Source organism: Sphingomonadaceae bacterium OTU29LAMAA1, assembly GCA_024072375.1.
Classification (GTDB): Bacteria; Pseudomonadota; Alphaproteobacteria; order Sphingomonadales; family Sphingomonadaceae; genus Sphingomonas.
The window spans coordinates 2,202,781-2,219,077 of sequence record CP099617.1 but is presented as its reverse complement, the minus strand read 5'-3'; the positions used below and the strand labels follow the sequence as shown (position 1 = coordinate 2,219,077).

Here is a 16,297-nt window from a genome sequence, read left to right as displayed (position 1 = left end):
ACGCGCATTCGCCGCCGCTACGATGTCGTCAGGAAGAGGATGCCATGGCCGATCCATACGACGACCAGACCGCCCGCAGCGTGACCGGTGCGCCCGATCTCGCGGAGCTTCAGCATTGGACCTGGGTGATGGGTCGTGCGCAGCAGATGATGATGGAACAGGGCCTCGGCGTGATGCAGGCGGGCAAGGCAGCGGATGCGCCGGTATCCAGCCCGTTCGGCAATGCGGCGCTGCTTCAGCAAACGCAGGATTTCTGGAAGGACAACCTTGCACTCTGGCAGCGCTTCGTCGATCCCGCCGCTGCGATGGCGCCGCCTCCGGAATCGGATGGCGACGCGCGCGACAAACGCTTCAAGGCGGCGGCGTGGCGCGACGACCCCTATTTCGACTGGATTCGCCGCAGCTACAATCTGATCGCCGATCACATGCTGCGCGGTGTCGACGCGCTCGATGGGGTGTCCGACCAGCAGAAGGACAAGCTGCGCTTCGCCGCCAAGGGGCTGGTCGACGCAATGAGCCCGTCGAACTTTCCGATGACCAATCCGGAGGTGGTCGAGAAGACGATCGCGACCAAGGGGCAGAACCTGCTCGATGGCCTCAGGAACATGCTCGCCGATATCGGCAAGGGCCAGCTGACGCATACCAGCGAGGGCGCGTTCGAGGTGGGACGCAACCTGGCGATGACGCCGGGGAAGGTGGTGAAGCGGACGCCGCTATACGAGCTGATCCAGTATACCCCGACCACCGGGCAGGTATTGGCGACGCCGCTGGTGATCTTTCCGCCTTGGATCAACCGCTTCTACATCCTCGACCTGACCCCGGAGAAGAGCTTCATCCGCTGGGCGGTGGAACAGGGCATCACCGTCTTCATGGTGTCGTGGAAGTCGGCCGATGCGTCGATGAAAGACGTGATCTGGGACGACTACGTCGCGGCGCAGGTCGATGCGGTGGATACGATCCGCGCGCTTCTGGATGTGCCGGCGGTGCATACGATCGGTTATTGCGTAGCCGGCACGACACTGGCGGCAACACTGGCGCTGCTGGCCGCACGTGGTCAGGCGGACAAGGTCGCGAGCGCCACCTTCTTTACCGCGCAAGTCGATTTCTCGCGCGCGGGAGAATTGCAGAACTTCGTTACCGAGGAGCAGCTGGCCCTCATCGGCGCACTGTCGCCGCAGGGCTTCCTCGACGGGCGTTATATGGCGGCGACGTTCAACCTGCTGCGCGGGCGCGACCTGATCTGGAACTACGTCACCAACAATTACCTGATGGGGTCGGATTACACGCCGTTCGACCTGCTGCACTGGAACGGCGACACCACCAACCTGCCGTCCAAATGGCATTTGTCGTATCTGACCGACCTGTACCGCGACAACCTGCTGGTCCAGCCCGGCGCTATGTCGGTGGCAGGCGAGGCGCTCGATCTGACCAGGGTCACGACGCCGGCCTATGTCCAGTCGGGCCGGGAGGATCATATCGCACCGGCGGACAGCGTATGGAAGATCACGCACCTGTTCCGCGGACCGCTGCGCTTCGTGCTCGCCGGATCGGGGCATATCGCCGGCGTGGTCAACCCTCCTGCGGCGAGGAAATATCAATACTGGACCAACGATTCGGACGTACAGACGCTCGACGACTTCGTGGCCGGCGCCACCGAGACGAAGGGCAGTTGGTGGCCCGACTGGATCGAATGGCTGCGCGCGCGCGATGCGAACGAGGTCGTAGCGGATGGCCCACGCGTTCCGGGGCAGGGCGCACTGCCCTCGCTCGGTGATGCCCCGGGCGAGTATGTACGCGCACGATGACAGCCTGATCCCGCAATCTATGTTGCACTGCACAAAATATGCTTGAATGATCTCCTCAATTCCCTTATTGTGCGCCGCAGCATAATAGCGGGAGTAGGATCATTGGACCGCAACGTCCCTAAATCGCCGGCAAGATCCGGACGTCCGCGCGGCGCGCGTGACACCGTCGATTCAACCGCCGCTGCCCCGCTTGCCAAGATCAAGCCGACCGGCAGGAAGCCGGCGCCCTTCGAGAAGCCTGCGGAATCCGGCCCCGTGCCGCCGATGTTGGCAGCGCCCAGGCCACCGGCGGCGCCAACGCCCGCCGCGGCCCCAGCGCCGACGCTTCCCGAACCCGTCGTCCCGGCCGTTCCGGTCGCGGCGTCTCCTGAGCCGGTGGTCGAAACGCTCGATGCCCCGGTCGCGGTCCCGCTCGCAGAAGCGCCCGCTCCCGCTACGTCAACCGCAGTAAAGGAAGTCATCATGGAAACGATCGAGAACGTCACCGCCAAGACCCAGACCGTGTTCAACGACGCCACCGAGCGCGCCAAGGGTGCGGTCGAGAAGAGCCAGAAGATGTTCGAAGAGGCCAACGAATTCGGCAAGGGCAACATCGAAGCGCTGGTCGAGGCATCGAAGGTCGCCGCGCGCGGCATGGAAGCGATCGGCCAGGAAGCCGCCGCCTTCGCCAAGAAGTCGTTCGAGGAGGCGACCGCCGCCGCCAAGACGATGAGCAGCGTGAAGTCGCCGACCGAACTGATGAAGCTGCAGTCGGACTATGTCCGCTCGGCGTTCGATGCGATGGTGCAGCAGACCTCGCACAACACCGAGGCGCTGCTGAAGCTCGCCGGTGAAGTCGTGCAGCCGCTGTCGAACCGCGCCGCGCTTGCCGCCGAGAAGATCAAGATCTCCGCGTAATCCGTACGCGTCGGAACCGACGTTCGGGGCGGTCGCAGCGATGCGGCCGCCCTTTTCGTGCCGACCTTTTCCTGTCCGGGACGCATCGCCCTCTTGCCCCTGCGCCCCGGCATGCCATATTTCGGCGATCCACATGACAGCTGAACCGATCACCATGGCCGAACGCCGCGACGATGGGACGGACGAGGGAACCGGCACCGGCCTCGCCACCAAGACCCGCTCGAAAACGAAGCAGCCGACGCCGTACCGCGTCCTGATGCTCAACGACGATTACACGCCGATGGAATTCGTCGTCCTGTGCCTGCAGCGTTTTTTCCGCATGAACATGGAAGAGGCGACGCGGGTGATGCTGCACGTTCATCAAAAGGGCGTCGGTGTGTGCGGCGTATTCTCGTACGAGGTCGCCGAAACGAAGGTCGGGCAGGTGATGGATTTCGCCCGTCAGAACCAGCACCCGCTCCAGTGCACGCTGGAAAAGGCCTAGGCCGGATCGGCGTCCGCGCTTCGACGCGCCGCCGGGTATCCGGGACTGACCATCACCCCCGTAAGCGGCGTGCGATGTATTGCCGACGGATCTCAGCGTGCGTCGGGTAGCCAGCCGAGTTCCAGTCCTGCAGCACGCTCGACATGGTGGCCGGTCCTGGCAAGTCCCGCTTCGTTGAGCACGGTGAAGCGTCCGCCTTCGCGGGCGATCAGCCCGTCCTCTTCCAGCTGACGCAGCATGCGGTTGACGTGCACGGCGGTCAGCCCGGTGGCATCGCCGATCTCTTCCTGTGTCAGGCCCAAAGTGAAGGTGTCGCCGATGGTGGCATCGAGCATGCGGAGGCGGTTGCGCATGGTGATCAGCAAAGCCGCCACCCGCGCCTTGGCCGTCGCACGGCCGATCCCGGCCAGTCGATCCGTCAACGCCACCCGCTCGGTCTGGTCGACCGCTATCAACAATGCCGCGAGGCGTGGGTGTTCGATCGTCAGGTCGGCGACACTCACGCGCTCCAGCGGTGCGACGGCGCATTCCGTCAGGGCCATTACGGTTTCGGGCGAACTGCGATAGGCAAGGCTGGCCATCGCGATCAGGTCGCCGCGGAACAGGAAGCGCAGGATCTGCCGACTGCCGTCGGGCAGGATGACATAGCTCATCATCGTTCCGCGCTTCAGCACGAACAATTCGGACATTTTGTCGTTTTCACGCAGCAGCACGGCACCACGCCGGAGCGTGCGCTCGCGCTGCTCCAGTTTATCGAGTGCCGCCCGTTCGTTACCCGACAGGTCGATCAGATCGCCGAGACGTTCGGCGAGACAGCTGGCCACGCGGTGCAATTCCCCAATTCTTCAGGAAGAAGTGTAAGCAAACACCGGAAATGGTTGCATTAAAATCGATCAATCGGACCCGTGTGAATGGCAACTTGCACGGGCGCAGCAGCACGTTAGACGGCATTGCATGGACCGTATTCTCATCCGCGGCGGCAATCGTCTGTCGGGCCGCTTGCCTATCTCCGGCGCCAAGAACGCCGCGCTCACCCTGATGCCGTGTGCGCTGCTCACCGATGAGCCGCTGACGCTGCGCAATCTGCCGCGTCTGGCCGATGTCGACGGTTTCGGGCATTTGCTCAACCAGCTGGGCGCCTCGACCGCGATCGAGGGCACGCGACCCGAGGATTTCGGCCGCGTCATGACGATCCGTGCCGGCAAACTGACCTCGACCGAAGCGCCGTACGATATCGTACGCAAGATGCGCGCGTCGATCCTGGTGCTCGGCCCCGTACTGGCACGGGCCGGTGAGGCGACCGTGTCGCTGCCCGGCGGTTGCGCGATCGGCAACCGGCCCATCGATCTGCATCTGAAGGCGCTCGAGGCGATCGGTGCGGAACTCGAGATGGCGGCGGGTTACGTCAAGGCCGTCGCTCCCGGCGGCCGGCTATCGGGCGGACGCTATCGCTTTCCCGTCGTGTCGGTCGGCGCGACGGAGAACGTCGTGATGGCCGCGGTGCTGGCAAGGGGCAGCAGCGTGATCGAGAATGCGGCGCGGGAGCCGGAGATCGTCGACCTGTGCAATTGTCTGGTCGCGATGGGTGCGCGCATCGCGGGGATCGGCACCGATACCCTCGAGATCGAGGGCGTCGATCGCCTGCACGGAGCGACCTATGCCGTGATGGCCGACCGTATCGAGGCGGGCAGCTACGCCTGCGCCGCGGCGATCACCGGGGGGTCGCTTGAGCTGGTCGGCGCACATGCCGGCGACATGCAGGCGACGATCGATGCGCTGCGCAGCGCGGGCGTGACGGTGACCGATACGAAGGACGGCGTGCTGGTCGAGGCGGACGGTCCGCTCGGTCCGGTCGATATCTCGACCTCGCCCTATCCGGGTTTCGCGACCGACATGCAGGCGCAGTTCATGGCGATGCTGTGCAAGGCCACGGGCACCAGCGTGCTGACCGAGACGATCTTCGAGAACCGCTACATGCATGTGCCCGAACTCGCGCGGATGGGCGCCGACGTGCAGGTCCATGGTCGTACCGCGCTGGTCAAGGGCGTCGACCGGCTGGTCGGTGCGCCCGTGATGGCGACCGACCTGCGCGCCTCGATGAGCCTGATTCTCGCCGGACTGGCCGCAGAGGGCGAAACGTCGGTCAGCCGCGTCTATCATCTCGACCGCGGCTACGAACGGCTGGAGGAGAAGCTGTCCGCCGTCGGCGCCGACATCGAACGGGCCAGCGACGGCTAGTCGCTGATCGACGGCGCGATATCAGGCGATCCGGTCCGGCACCTCGGCGGCATCCTCCTCGATCGCCGCCGCGGGGGCGACCGCTTCCCAGGGGAAGACGAACCAGTCCTTCGTGACGCGGCGATCGATCGTGCGCGCGCTATAGTCGACGCGTTCGGCCGAGCTGATGTTGTCGATCAGCGTCGCGAACCGGACCGCGCCCTCCACCGCCCCCGCTGCGGCCAGCGCGGTGCGCAGATGGGTGATGGTCCGGCCGGAATCGTTGATGTCGTCGAGGAACAGCAAGCGTTCGCCGGCTCGTGTTCGACTGGCCAGCTTGACGAGGGGCGCGTCGGCGAAGTCCTTCACCTGACTGGAATAATCCACCGACAGCATCGGCAGGCCGCTGGCGTGGCTGAGATAAACCGCCGGCGCAAGGCCGCCGCGGCCGATGCCGATGATGAAGTCGGGCGACCAGTCCTGCGCCGCGATCGCTGCGTTCAGGGCATGGACGGACGCAACGAAATCGTCGTGCGGGATGTGCGTGAATACCGGCATCAGTGCGCCGCCACGAAGGCGTCGAGCCGGGCCAGATGGGCTGCGACCGCATCGTCGGGCAGGAACGATCCCAGGAAGCTGTTGCGCGCGAGCAGGGCGAGATCGTCGCGATCAAGTCCGCGTGCGTCGGCGGCGGCACGGTAATTGTCGGCGACATATCCGCCGAAATACGCCGGATCGTCGGAGTTGATCGTCGCGCGAAGCCCTTCGCGCAGCATCCGGTCGATCGGGTGGTCCGCCATGTCATCGACCACGCAGAGCTTCAGGTTCGATAGCGGACATACCGTCAGCGTCATGCCGGTGCGCGCCAGCCGTGCCGTCAGTATCGGGTCCTCCAGACTGCGATTGCCGTGGTCGAGCCGGTTGATACCGAGCAGGTCGAGCGCCTGATAGACATATTCCGGCGGCCCTTCCTCGCCGGCATGCGCGACCAGCCGCAGTCCGGCGGCGCGCGCTTCGGCGAAGACGCGGGCGAACTTTTCCGGCGGATGGCCGAGTTCCGAGGAATCGAGGCCGACCGCGGTGATGTGCCCGAGCCATGGCCGTGCCGCTTCGAACGTCGCGAAGGCGTCTGCCTCATCCAGATGGCGCAGGAAGCTGAGGATCAGTGCGACGCTCATGCCGTGGCGCGCTTCGGCGTGGGCGATGCCATCGAGCAGGCCGGTGATGACCGTCTCGAACGCGACGCCGCGCGCGGTGTGGGTCTGCGGATCGAACATGATCTCCGCGTGGACGACGCCGTCCGCCGCCGCGCGATCGAAATAGGCGATGGCGAGATCGCGGAAATCCTCTCGTGTCAGCAGGACGTTCGCGCCCTGATAATAGATGTCGAGGAAATCCTGCAGGTTGTTGAACGCATAGGCGGCGCGGACGTCCTCCACTGTGGCGAACGGGATGGCGACGGCGTTACGTTCGGCCAGCGCGAACATCAGTTCGGGTTCGAGGCTGCCTTCGATGTGGAGGTGGAGTTCCGCCTTGGGCAGGCCGGCGATGAAGGTCGATAGGTCGGACATACCGATATCATCGCGGCATTGCAGCACGGGGGCAAGGGGAGCGGATTTAGGCGTCCCGCGTGGGGGTAGGTGTATTCGCGCGTCACGAGGTTCACGGCTTTCCTCCCCCTCATGGGGATGGTGGAGGGGGCGTTTCCGGGAGCCACGAAGTTCGTAACTCCACCCCCTCCCCGCGCGAGGAAGACTTCCGGGTCAGATCGCGTTCAGGGCCTGATCGAAGTCGGCGATCAGGTCGTCGGCATCCTCGACGCCGATCGAGATGCGGACGAGGTTATCGGTGATCCCGAGCGCCGCCTTGCGCTCTTCGGGTACCGACAGATGCGTCATCGCCGCCGGATGGCTGGCAAGCGTTTCGGTGCCACCCAGCGATACCGCCAGCTTGGCGATGCGCAGTGCATCGAGGAAGCGAAACGCCTCCGCCTCGCCGCCCTTTACCAGCAGCGAGAAGGTCGATCCCGCGCCGGTGCAATGGCGGGCATAGATGTCCGCCTGCCGTTCCATACCGGGCGTGTCGGGCAGGAAGCCGAGATACCCGACGCGTTCGACCTTGGGATGATCGCGCAGAAAGGCGCAGACCTTCACCGCATTCTCGCCGGCGCGGCTCATGCGCAGTTCGAGCGTCTCCAGCGAGCGCAGCAGCATCCACGCGGTATGCGGGTCGCAGATCGTGCCGATCGTGTTGCGCATCGAGCGGATGGTGTTGATGTGCGCCTTGGTGCCGAGCACGCCGCCTGCCACGAGATCGCTGTGGCCACCGGCATATTTCGTCAGGCTGTAGACGACGATATCGGCGCCGTGCCGCAGCGGCTGCTGCCAAAGCGGGCCGAGGAAGGTGTTGTCGATCGCGATCGGCGGCTTTTCGGCTGCATCGGCGAAAATCGCATCGCGGCTGGCGGCGACCGCCTCGATATCGACCAGCGCGTTGGTCGGGTTGGCCGGGCTTTCCAGATAGATCAGCGCGACGTTGCCCGTCTTCGCCTCGGTCAGGACGGCGTCGATCTCCTCGCGCGTCGCCCCGGCGGGGAAATCGAGCCACTTGACCCCGAACTTGCCGAGGATGCGGCCGATCAGCGTTTCCGTAGCTGCATAGAGCGGGCCGGAATGGACGATCGTGTCGCCGGGCTTGGTCATCGCGAGGAACAGCGTCGCGATCGCGGACATCCCGGACGAGAAGGCGAGTGCGTCCTCCGCCTCTTCCCAGATGCCGAGGCGGTCTTCGAGAATTTCCTGATTCGGACCGTTGAAGCGCGAATAGACGAGGCCGTCGGCACCGCCGGGGCGTTTGCCCGTGACGCCCTCGAAATGGCGCTTGCCGGCAGCGGCATTGGGGAAGACGAAGGTCGAGGTGAGGAAGATCGGCGGCTTCAGCGCGCCTTCGGATAGTGCCGGGTCGAAGCCGTGGCCCATCATCATCGTGCTGGGCTTCAACTTGCGATCGCCGATCCGCTCCACCTGGGGCGCGGGGGTGCCGCTGGCTACGCCGGTCATCTCTGCTTCGTCGGGCATGCAACTCTCCTTATGACAGCAGCATAGACGTGGATCGTAACGGATGAAACCATCCTGGCAAGGAAACCGGCGTCGGCCTCAATCGTCCCGCAGGGCGATCAGGCTGATCTGACGGCCATAATCCGCCTCCCCCCGATGCGTCGCCCGGCGAAAGCTGAAGAACCGCGCCTCGTCTGCATAGGTGTCCAGACCCAGTGCTTCGATCCGGGTCAGGCCGGCGGCGGCGAGGCGGTTGGCGACATAGGCTTCGAGATCGAACTGGTGATGGTGTTCGCGTGCGGGTGCGAAGAAGCGTTCGTTGGCGGGGTCGGCGGCGGTGAAGGTGCGCAGGAAGGCCTCGTCGACTTCGTACGATGCGCGGGCGATGCAAGGTCCAATCGCCGCGGCGATGCGTTCGCGTCGCGCGCCGAGCCGCTCCATCGCGACGATGGTCGCATCGGTGACGCCGCCGATCGCGCCCTTCCACCCGGCATGCGCCGCGCCCACGACGCCGGTATCGTGGTCGGCGAACAGGACAGGCGCGCAATCGGCGGTGAGGATGCCGAGCGACAGGCCCGGGCGATCGGTGACGAGCGCGTCCGCATGGGGACGGTCGTCGTCCGCCCAAGGGCGGGTGACGGTCACCACGTCAGCCGAATGGGTCTGGTAGAGCGTCAGCAGCGGGGCGCCCGGCGAGACCGCAGTGGCGGCGAGGCGGCGGTTCTCGGCGACGGCGGCGGGATCGTCCCGTGAACCGATGCCGACGTTGAGGCCGGCGGTCGCCCCGATCGACACTCCGCCGCGGCGGCCGAGGAAGCCGTGGCGGATGTCGCCCAGCGAGCGGGCGCGGATGACCTCCACGTCGATCACAGCACGAGCCGCATCAGATGATCCTCGTCCGCGTGATTGCCGACCATGAAGGCGTACGTGCCGATCTCCTCGAATCCATATCGCTCGTAGAAGCGGCGGGCGCGATGATTGTCGACGTAGACGGACAGGAACAGCTCCTGCGCACCGCGGTCGCGCGCGGTGGCGATCACCCGGTCCATCATCCGGCGGGCGAGGCCGGTGCCTTGCTGGCTGCCGAGGACATAGAGTTGCCGAAGCTCGATCATCGGACCCGCGGGCGTGACGGGAAGCGAATGTGGTCCCATCTTGGCGAAACCGACCGCGCGTCCTTCCTGCTCCTCGGCGAGCAGGAAAGCGAAGGCGGGATCGGCGAGTTCCGCCTGCCACCGCTCCAGCGTGAGCCCGTCGAGGAAGCTCGCGAGGTCGGCGGGATCGTAGAGATGGCCGAAGGTCGCGGTGAAGCATTCGCGCATGATCGCAGCGATCGCCCCGGCATCAGCCACCGTCGGCATGCGCAGGGTTGCGGTCATGCGCCGAACGCCGCGGGAATCGGCCAGTCGCGATGGGTGACCGCCAGCGCCTTGAACAGAGTTCCCATGTCTCCCATCAGCCGCTCGCGGTCGGTCAGGATCGGCTCGGTGCGCTCCGGTGCGGCGCGGGCGAGGGCGGTGGCACGGGAATCGATGCCGAGCCCGCCGAGCAGGTCGCGTTGCGTCACCGGCCCCCAGGCGATCGCGCCTGCCGCCTGTGCGGCGGCGGCGAGCGTGGTGAAATCGACATGCGCCGACAGGTCGTTGTCGCCGGGCGATTCGAACGGGTTGGCGAACGCGTGGCCGCGCACGGCCTGCAACGTCTCGCCCAGCGCGGGACCTTCATGACCATAGTCCACGGCAAGCATCGCACCACCCTGAGCGGCGATCCGGCGGGCCAGCGCCGTCATCACGCCGACGCCGGCCGGCGAGATCTCCAGCACCGATCCGGTGGGCGCGTCACGCAGCGGTTCGGGCAGGACGTCGAGGGGGACGGGCTTGCCCGCGATCGGCAGGAACAGCGTGTCCTGACAGGCGACGAGGCGTTCGTGCCAGCCGCCGGCGCTTCTGATCAGCTGGCGGATCGGCAGCGCGTCGAAGAATTCATTGGCGACGACGATGAGCGCATTGTCGGCCGGCAGCGTCTCGACGCCGTCGTGCCATGTCGCCTGTGGCACGCGTTCGGCCTGCGCGGCGCGGAGCAGGGGGCTGGTCTCGACGAAATGGACCGCAGGCATCAGGCCGGATTTCGCCATCGCGCGCAGCGCATCGGCGGCGAGCGTACCGCGACCGGGGCCGAGCTCGACCCATGCCACGTCCGGACGCCCCGCGCGATCCCACAGGTCGGCACACCACAGCCCGATCAGCTCGCCGAACATCTGGCTGATCTCGGGCGCCGTGGTGAAGTCGCCCGCGCTGCCAAGGGGGTCGCGCGTGGCGTAATAATGCGCGTTGGCCGCGGCCATGAACTGCGACACGGGCATCGGCCCGGCGAGCGTGATCGCGCGGGCGAGGCGATCGGGAAGGGGGGCGTCTGGGGTATTGGTCACACTGCGGAGATGCCGATGCTGCGCTGGCGGTGCAAGGGTGGCGCGCGTAAATCCTCCCCCCGGTGCGCCGAGGAACGGTCGTCGCGTAGCCCCACGCTATTCCGTCACCCCGGCGCGGGCTGGGGTATCGAGCGGCTGACGTGCCGGGCTTCCCACGAAGATCCCGGCCTTCGCCTGGACGACGGAGACGGGATCAGGCCACGCTCTCACCCCCGGCGATCGGTTCCACCCGCGTGCGGCGGCCCGGTGCGGTCAGGATCAGATACAGGCCGCCGGCGATCATCGGAACGCAGAGCCATTGACCCATGTGGATGCCCGTCGCCTCGATGAAGGTCCCGCGGAACTGTGCATCCGGTTCGCGGAAGAATTCGACGATGAAGCGCGCGACGCCATAACCCAGCACGAACAGGCCGACGAGCTTGCCCGGCTGATACCGCGCCTTCGTGCGCCAGAAGGCGAACCACAGGATCGCGAACAGCACCAGCCCTTCCAGTCCCGCCTCGTACAGCTGGCTGGGGTGGCGTGCCGGCTCCGGCACGTCGAACGGCACGGTGCGCTCGAACACGATCGCCCATGGCACGTCCGCGGGCTTGCCCCACAATTCGCCGTTCACGAAGTTCGCCAGCCGGCCGAAGAACAGCCCGAACGGCACGACGCAGGCGATATAATCGTGCACGCGCAGCCAGTCGAGCTTGTGCTTGCGGGCGAACAGGATCAATCCGATCGAGGTGCCGATCACGCCGCCGTGGAAGCTCATGCCCCCGTCCCACAGGCGGAACACCCGCAGTGGATGCAGCAGCATGTCGGGAGCGTAGAACAGCACATAGCCGATCCGCCCGCCCAGGATGATGCCGAGCGTCGCGTAGAAGACGAGGTCGTCGGCGTGACGGCGGGCCATCGGCGCGCCGGGCTGCGCAAGCAGCTTCAGCAGATACCACCAGCCGACGAGTATGCCGGCGATATAGGCCAGGCTGTACCAGCGCAGCGTGAAGAAACCGACCGAGAACACGTCCGGGTGCAAGCCCAGATCGGCGAAACGGATGTGGCCGCCGCTCGCCGGGACGGCGATGGGGGCGGCAGCGGCGAGCAAGGACAGGATCAAGGCTTTCCCCCGGGGTTTGCCGCCTGCATAGTGGCGCAAAGGCGCAAGACCAAGTGGAGAGAGATGATGAGGACAGCCCTCGACGAGCGCATGGACGCGACCATGGCCGCGCTGACCGGCGCGGGCGGCATGCTGGCGCTGGGATCGGTGGAGCGGGAGGGGCGCAGCTACCCGGTCATCGCCGCCGCGCCGCCGTCGCTGCCCTATTATTTCGCGCATTATTGTCAGGAACACGCCGACAAGACGTTCCTCGTCGCGGGCGCCGAGCGGCTGACCTTCGCCGATACCTACGCCGCGGCGGCGCGGGTGGCGCAGGCGCTGGTGGCGGGACACGGCATCGCGAAGGGCGACCGCGTTGGCATCGCGATGCGCAACTCGCCGTCGTGGATCGTGCTGTACATGGGTATCGTCATGGCGGGCGGTGTCGCGACGCTGCTCAACGGCTGGTGGCAGGCGGAGGAGCTCGCGGCGGCGGTGGCGGAGGTGGACTGCACTCTGGTGTTCGCCGATCCGCCGCGGGCAAAGCGCCTGGACGGGATCGCAGCGAGCGTGCTGACGATCGAGGACGGTCTTCCTTTCGAAGAGGCGCTGGCGGGCCTGACGGCGGGTGCGGATGGCGGCGGCACCTTGCCGGCGATCGCCGGTACGGATCACGCGACGATCCTCTTCACCTCCGGCTCGACCGGTCAGTCGAAGGGCGCGCTCGCTGATCATCGCGGGGTGGTGCAGGGGATCTTCAATTACCTGGCGCAGGCGTTGATGATGCTCGGCATCGCCAGTCAGGACGGCAACGCGCCGACCGAGCAGCCATCGACGCTGCTGACGCTGCCGCTGTTTCACGTCACGGCGGAAATCCCGGTAATGCTGCAAAGCTTTGCCATGGGACGCAAGCTGGTGCTGATGCCAAAATGGGATGCTGCCGAGGCGATGCGGCTGATCGCGGCCGAGCGGATCAGCTATTTCGTCGGTGTGCCGCTGATGAGCTTCGAAATCCTGAATCATCCCGATCGCGCGCGATATGACCTGTCGACGGTCACCGATTTCGCCGCGGGCGGCGCGCCGCGGCCGGTGGAGCACGTCAAGCGGATCGATGCGGAAATGGGCGGCGGTGCGCCGCTGATCGGCTATGGCCTGACCGAGACGAACGCGGTCGGCACCGGCAACTGGCGGACCAATTATCTCGCCAAGCCGAACAGTGCCGGGCGGCCGTCGGCACCGCTGGTCGATCTCGCCATCCTCGACGACGACGGCGCGGCGGTGCCGCAGGGTGCCCGTGGCGAGGTCTGCATCCGCACCATCTGCAACTTCCTGGGCTATTGGAACCGGCCGGAGGCGACAGCGGCATGCATGACCGCGGATGGCTATTTCCGCACCGGCGACATCGGCTACCTCGATGACGATGGCTATCTGTTCATCGTCGACCGCAAGAAGGACATCATCATCCGCGGCGGCGAGAACATCTCGTGCCAGGAAGTGGAGGCGGCGCTCTACACCCATCCGGCCGTGGCGGAGGCGGCGGTGTTCGGCCTCGCCGACGAGCGGTTCGGCGAGGTGCCGGGTGCGGTCGTCCATGCCCGCGACGGCGAGGTGCTGACGCAGGATGCATTGCAGGCCTTCCTCGGCGAACATATCGCGGCGTTCAAGGTGCCCGCGCGGATCTGGGTGTCGGAGGTGGCACTGCCGCGGCTGGGCACGGAGAAGATCGACAAAGTTGCGCTGCGCAACACCTATCGCTCGCTGACGGGCGCCTGATCTATTCGTCGATCCCGAAGTTCAGCCCGCGCGAGACGCCGGGATCGACGATCGCAATCAACAGGTAGGCGAAGAACTGGCGTATGCGTTGCACGGCGCCGGTATGCGCCTTGTACCACGCTCTGGTGATCGGTTGCGAGCGCGCGATCTCGCCCTCGACATAGCCGCGCACATGGTCGGCGAAGGCGCGGTCCTCGACCCGGAACATCAGTTCGAGGTTGATGAACAGGCTGCGCATGTCGAAATTGGCCGAGCCGATATGGACCGCATCGTCGATGACGTACAATTTGGTGTGGAGCTTGGTCGGCTGGTATTCGAACAGCTGGACCCCCTTGCGCAGCAGGCCGGCGTAGGTGAAGCGCGCCGCGGCGATCGTCGCATTGTTGTCCGATTTCGACGCGGTGACGATGCGGACCTTCGCCTTGCGCCGTCCAGCCTTGTCGAGCCGGCGCAGGATGGTGGGGGATGGCGTGAAATAGGCGGCGATGATGTCGATCCGCCTGCCACGGCGCAGGTCGTCGCGCACGGCCCGCGCCCAGGGTGACAGGCGCCGGGTCGGGCCGCCGATCAGCCAGCGGGTCAGGCCCCTGGTCTCGCTCCATTGCGACAGCGCGCGATTGAGCGGACGGACCTTGCCCTCGGGCGACTTCAACCAGTCGTGCAGTGCGTCGAAATAGCCGGCGAGCCGTCCTGCTGCCGGTCCCTCGATCAGCAGCCCCAGATCGCGCCACGCCTCTTGCGCCGGGGTGCCGAAATAATCGTCCTCGACATTGAAGCCGCCGATGATGATCCGCTGGCCATCGGTGCCGGCGTCGGCGAGCGCCAGCTTCTGGTGGTTGCGCAGCAGGTAGCGCCGCCCGATCCTGGGGGCGAAGCGGCATACCGATACGCCCGCTGCACGGAGCGGTTCGTAAAAAGCCTCATCCGCCTCGCTGCCGAAGCCGTCGACGACCAGCGCGGCCGATACGCCGCGCCGTGCCGCAGCGATCAATGCCGTGTTGACCCGGCGCCCGGTCTCGTCGTCGGCGTAGATGTAATAGAGGATACGCAGGTCGTGGGTGGCGCGGTCGATCAGGTCGAGCAGCGCATCCAGCCGTCGTGGCCCGGTGTCGAGCAGGGTCAGCCGGTTGCCGTCTACCGTAAACACGGGCTGTGGGGCGGGCGCGTCCATCCGCTTGCCTGTGACGGCTGGCCCGCGGCGGCACAAGCCACGGGCGTGCCGATACCCGATTTTCTTGACTTCTGCGGACCTGTCGCCTAGCTCCCCGCCTTCACTGCATCGGTATTTGCGAAGGAAAGCGTCCATGGCGCGCGTTACCGTCGAGGATTGCGTCGACAAGATCCCCAACCGTTTCGACCTGGTCCTGTTCGCCGCCCAGCGCGCGCGTCAGATCTCGGGCGGTGCGGAACTGCTGCTCGACCGCGACCGCGACAAGAACCCGGTCGTCGCCCTGCGCGAAATCGCGGACGAACTGGTCCGTCCGGATCATCTGGAAGAGGCCGTGGTCAACAGCCTGCAGCGCGTCCAGATCGACGACGAGGACGAAGTCGATGCGGTCGGTTCGCTCTCCGCTTCGGCCGAAGCGCTCCGCCTGACTGCCGCTGCACCGCCGCGGAACCAGAATCTGGGCGCCGACTACGAGGGTTGAGCATGAGGCGCTGGTTTAGCGACGCTAAACCAGCAAAAGCCGAATGCCGGCCAGCGGGCTCCAGCCCGACCGACGACGCGGCTTTGCCGCGTCGTTTGCGTTTGGGGCATCGAAACGACATCCCCGTTCATACCCGTCATCCTGGCGAACGTCGGGACCAATGGCTTCGATCGCCCGATTGTAGCGCGGGTCGTTAGCCGTGCGCATCCAGAGAGCCCGGATCAGCGTGGCTAATCCGCTTGGCGACCCTTGAACCCCTGCGCGACCACGAACCATTCCACCGACCCCTTGCGGCTCGACGGCGGCTTGGCGTGTTTCACCGTCTTGAAGTTGCGCTTCATCTCCGCGATCAGCTGCGAATCGGCACCACCGGCGAACACCTTGGCGACGAAGCTGCCGCCCTTTTCCAGCACGTCTACCGCGAACGCCAATGCGGTCTCGACCAGCGCCATCGTCCGCAGGGCGTCGGTCTGTGGATGGCCGACGGTGTTCGCCGCCATGTCGGACAAGACGAGGTCAGGCGCCCCGCCCAGTGCTTCCATCAGGCGATCGGGGGCGGCATCGTCCATGAAGTCCATCTGGAAGATCGTGACGCCGTCGATCGGATCGACGGGCAACAGGTCGATGCCGACGACGGTCGCCTTGGGCGCCTGCCGCCGGATCACCTGGCTCCAGCCACCCGGCGCGATACCGAGATCGACCACCCGCTTGGACCCGCGAATGATGCCGAATCGTTCGTCCAGCTCGATCAGCTTGTAGGCGGCGCGACTGCGATACCCTTCTGCCTTCGCGCGTTTCACGTACGGGTCGTTGAGCTGCCGCTCCAGCCAGCGCGTCGATTGGGCGGTGCGCCCGCGCGCCGTCTTGACCCGCGTGCGCAGGCCTCCACCATCCCGGCTCACGGGTT

The 16,297-nt window shown here is 66.2% G+C and carries 16 protein-coding genes; 6 read left to right on the top strand and 10 right to left on the bottom strand.

Translation table 11 applies throughout. The annotated features are described in order from the left end of the window. The first annotated feature begins 44 nt into the window (after positions 1–44). The 3 genes from phaC (at position 45) to clpS (ending at position 3,186) form a co-directional block, all read left to right on the top strand. Positions 45–1,805, top strand: a complete 1,761-nt coding sequence (phaC, locus tag NF699_10840) for a class I poly(R)-hydroxyalkanoic acid synthase (GenBank protein USU03577.1) — start codon at positions 45–47, stop codon at positions 1,803–1,805. A gap of 42 nt (positions 1,806–1,847) precedes the next feature. Next, positions 1,848–2,702 (top strand): phasin family protein, encoded by an 855-nt coding sequence (locus tag NF699_10835; protein ID USU03576.1) that lies wholly within the window; start codon positions 1,848–1,850, stop codon positions 2,700–2,702. A 154-nt stretch (positions 2,703–2,856) separates the two neighbouring features. After that, on the top strand, positions 2,857–3,186 hold the full coding sequence (clpS, locus tag NF699_10830; protein USU07057.1) for an ATP-dependent Clp protease adapter ClpS: 330 nt from the start codon (positions 2,857–2,859) through the stop codon (positions 3,184–3,186). 92 nt (positions 3,187–3,278) lie between these two features. Here the strand turns inward: clpS and NF699_10825 are convergent, their stop codons facing one another. Further along, a complete protein-coding gene (locus tag NF699_10825) occupies positions 3,279–4,010 on the bottom strand; it encodes a Crp/Fnr family transcriptional regulator (protein USU03575.1) in 732 nt (243 codons plus the stop codon). A gap of 130 nt (positions 4,011–4,140) precedes the next feature. Between NF699_10825 and murA the strand changes: the two genes are divergently transcribed. Further along, positions 4,141–5,424 carry a UDP-N-acetylglucosamine 1-carboxyvinyltransferase gene (gene murA, locus NF699_10820; GenBank protein USU03574.1) on the top strand — a complete coding sequence of 428 codons (1,284 nt, stop codon included), beginning with the start codon at positions 4,141–4,143 and terminating at the stop codon, positions 5,422–5,424. 21 nt (positions 5,425–5,445) lie between these two features. Here murA and NF699_10815 read toward each other — a convergent pair whose 3' ends face one another. The 7 genes from NF699_10815 to lgt form a co-directional block, all read right to left on the bottom strand. Continuing rightward, on the bottom strand, positions 5,446–5,961 hold the full coding sequence (locus tag NF699_10815) for a phosphoribosyltransferase domain-containing protein (GenBank protein USU03573.1): 516 nt from the start codon (positions 5,959–5,961) through the stop codon (positions 5,446–5,448). Then, a complete protein-coding gene (locus NF699_10810; GenBank protein USU03572.1) occupies positions 5,961–6,974 on the bottom strand; it encodes an adenosine deaminase in 1,014 nt (337 codons plus the stop codon). Before NF699_10810 ends, NF699_10815 begins: the two co-directional genes overlap by 1 nt. A gap of 192 nt (positions 6,975–7,166) precedes the next feature. Continuing rightward, positions 7,167–8,480 carry a cystathionine gamma-synthase family protein gene (locus tag NF699_10805; GenBank protein ID USU03571.1) on the bottom strand — a complete coding sequence of 438 codons (1,314 nt, stop codon included), beginning with the start codon at positions 8,478–8,480 and terminating at the stop codon, positions 7,167–7,169. A 78-nt stretch (positions 8,481–8,558) separates the two neighbouring features. Further along, entirely contained in the window at positions 8,559–9,329 is a 771-nt protein-coding gene (gene pgeF / locus NF699_10800; protein ID USU03570.1) for a peptidoglycan editing factor PgeF, read from the bottom strand. After that, positions 9,326–9,838, bottom strand: coding sequence for a GNAT family N-acetyltransferase (locus NF699_10795; protein USU03569.1), 513 nt, complete (start codon positions 9,836–9,838; stop codon positions 9,326–9,328). The genes pgeF and NF699_10795 overlap by 4 nt, the downstream gene beginning before the upstream one ends. Then, positions 9,835–10,821 (bottom strand): SAM-dependent methyltransferase, encoded by a 987-nt coding sequence (locus NF699_10790; GenBank protein ID USU07056.1) that lies wholly within the window; start codon positions 10,819–10,821, stop codon positions 9,835–9,837. Before NF699_10790 ends, NF699_10795 begins: the two co-directional genes overlap by 4 nt. 259 nt (positions 10,822–11,080) lie before the next feature. Further along, on the bottom strand, positions 11,081–11,989 hold the full coding sequence (gene lgt / locus NF699_10785) for a prolipoprotein diacylglyceryl transferase (protein ID USU03568.1): 909 nt from the start codon (positions 11,987–11,989) through the stop codon (positions 11,081–11,083). 66 nt (positions 11,990–12,055) lie between these two features. Here lgt and NF699_10780 point away from each other — a divergent pair, with 66 nt between their 5' ends. Then, on the top strand, positions 12,056–13,741 hold the full coding sequence (locus tag NF699_10780) for an acyl--CoA ligase (protein ID USU03567.1): 1,686 nt from the start codon (positions 12,056–12,058) through the stop codon (positions 13,739–13,741). 1 nt (position 13,742) lies between these two features. Here the strand turns inward: NF699_10780 and NF699_10775 are convergent, their stop codons facing one another. Then, complete coding sequence (locus NF699_10775; GenBank protein USU03566.1) at positions 13,743–14,912, bottom strand: phosphatidylserine/phosphatidylglycerophosphate/cardiolipin synthase family protein; 1,170 nt, start codon at positions 14,910–14,912, stop codon at positions 13,743–13,745. A gap of 133 nt (positions 14,913–15,045) precedes the next feature. Between NF699_10775 and rpoZ the strand changes: the two genes are divergently transcribed. Then, the gene (rpoZ, locus tag NF699_10770) at positions 15,046–15,390 is read left to right on the top strand and encodes a DNA-directed RNA polymerase subunit omega (GenBank protein USU03565.1); all 345 of its coding nucleotides are present in this window, start codon (positions 15,046–15,048) and stop codon (positions 15,388–15,390) included. A gap of 230 nt (positions 15,391–15,620) precedes the next feature. On the opposite strand, the gene NF699_10765 is transcribed toward rpoZ, so the two are convergent. Continuing rightward, complete coding sequence (locus NF699_10765) at positions 15,621–16,292, bottom strand: RlmE family RNA methyltransferase (GenBank protein ID USU03564.1); 672 nt, start codon at positions 16,290–16,292, stop codon at positions 15,621–15,623. Between the last annotated feature and the right edge of the window lie 5 nt (positions 16,293–16,297).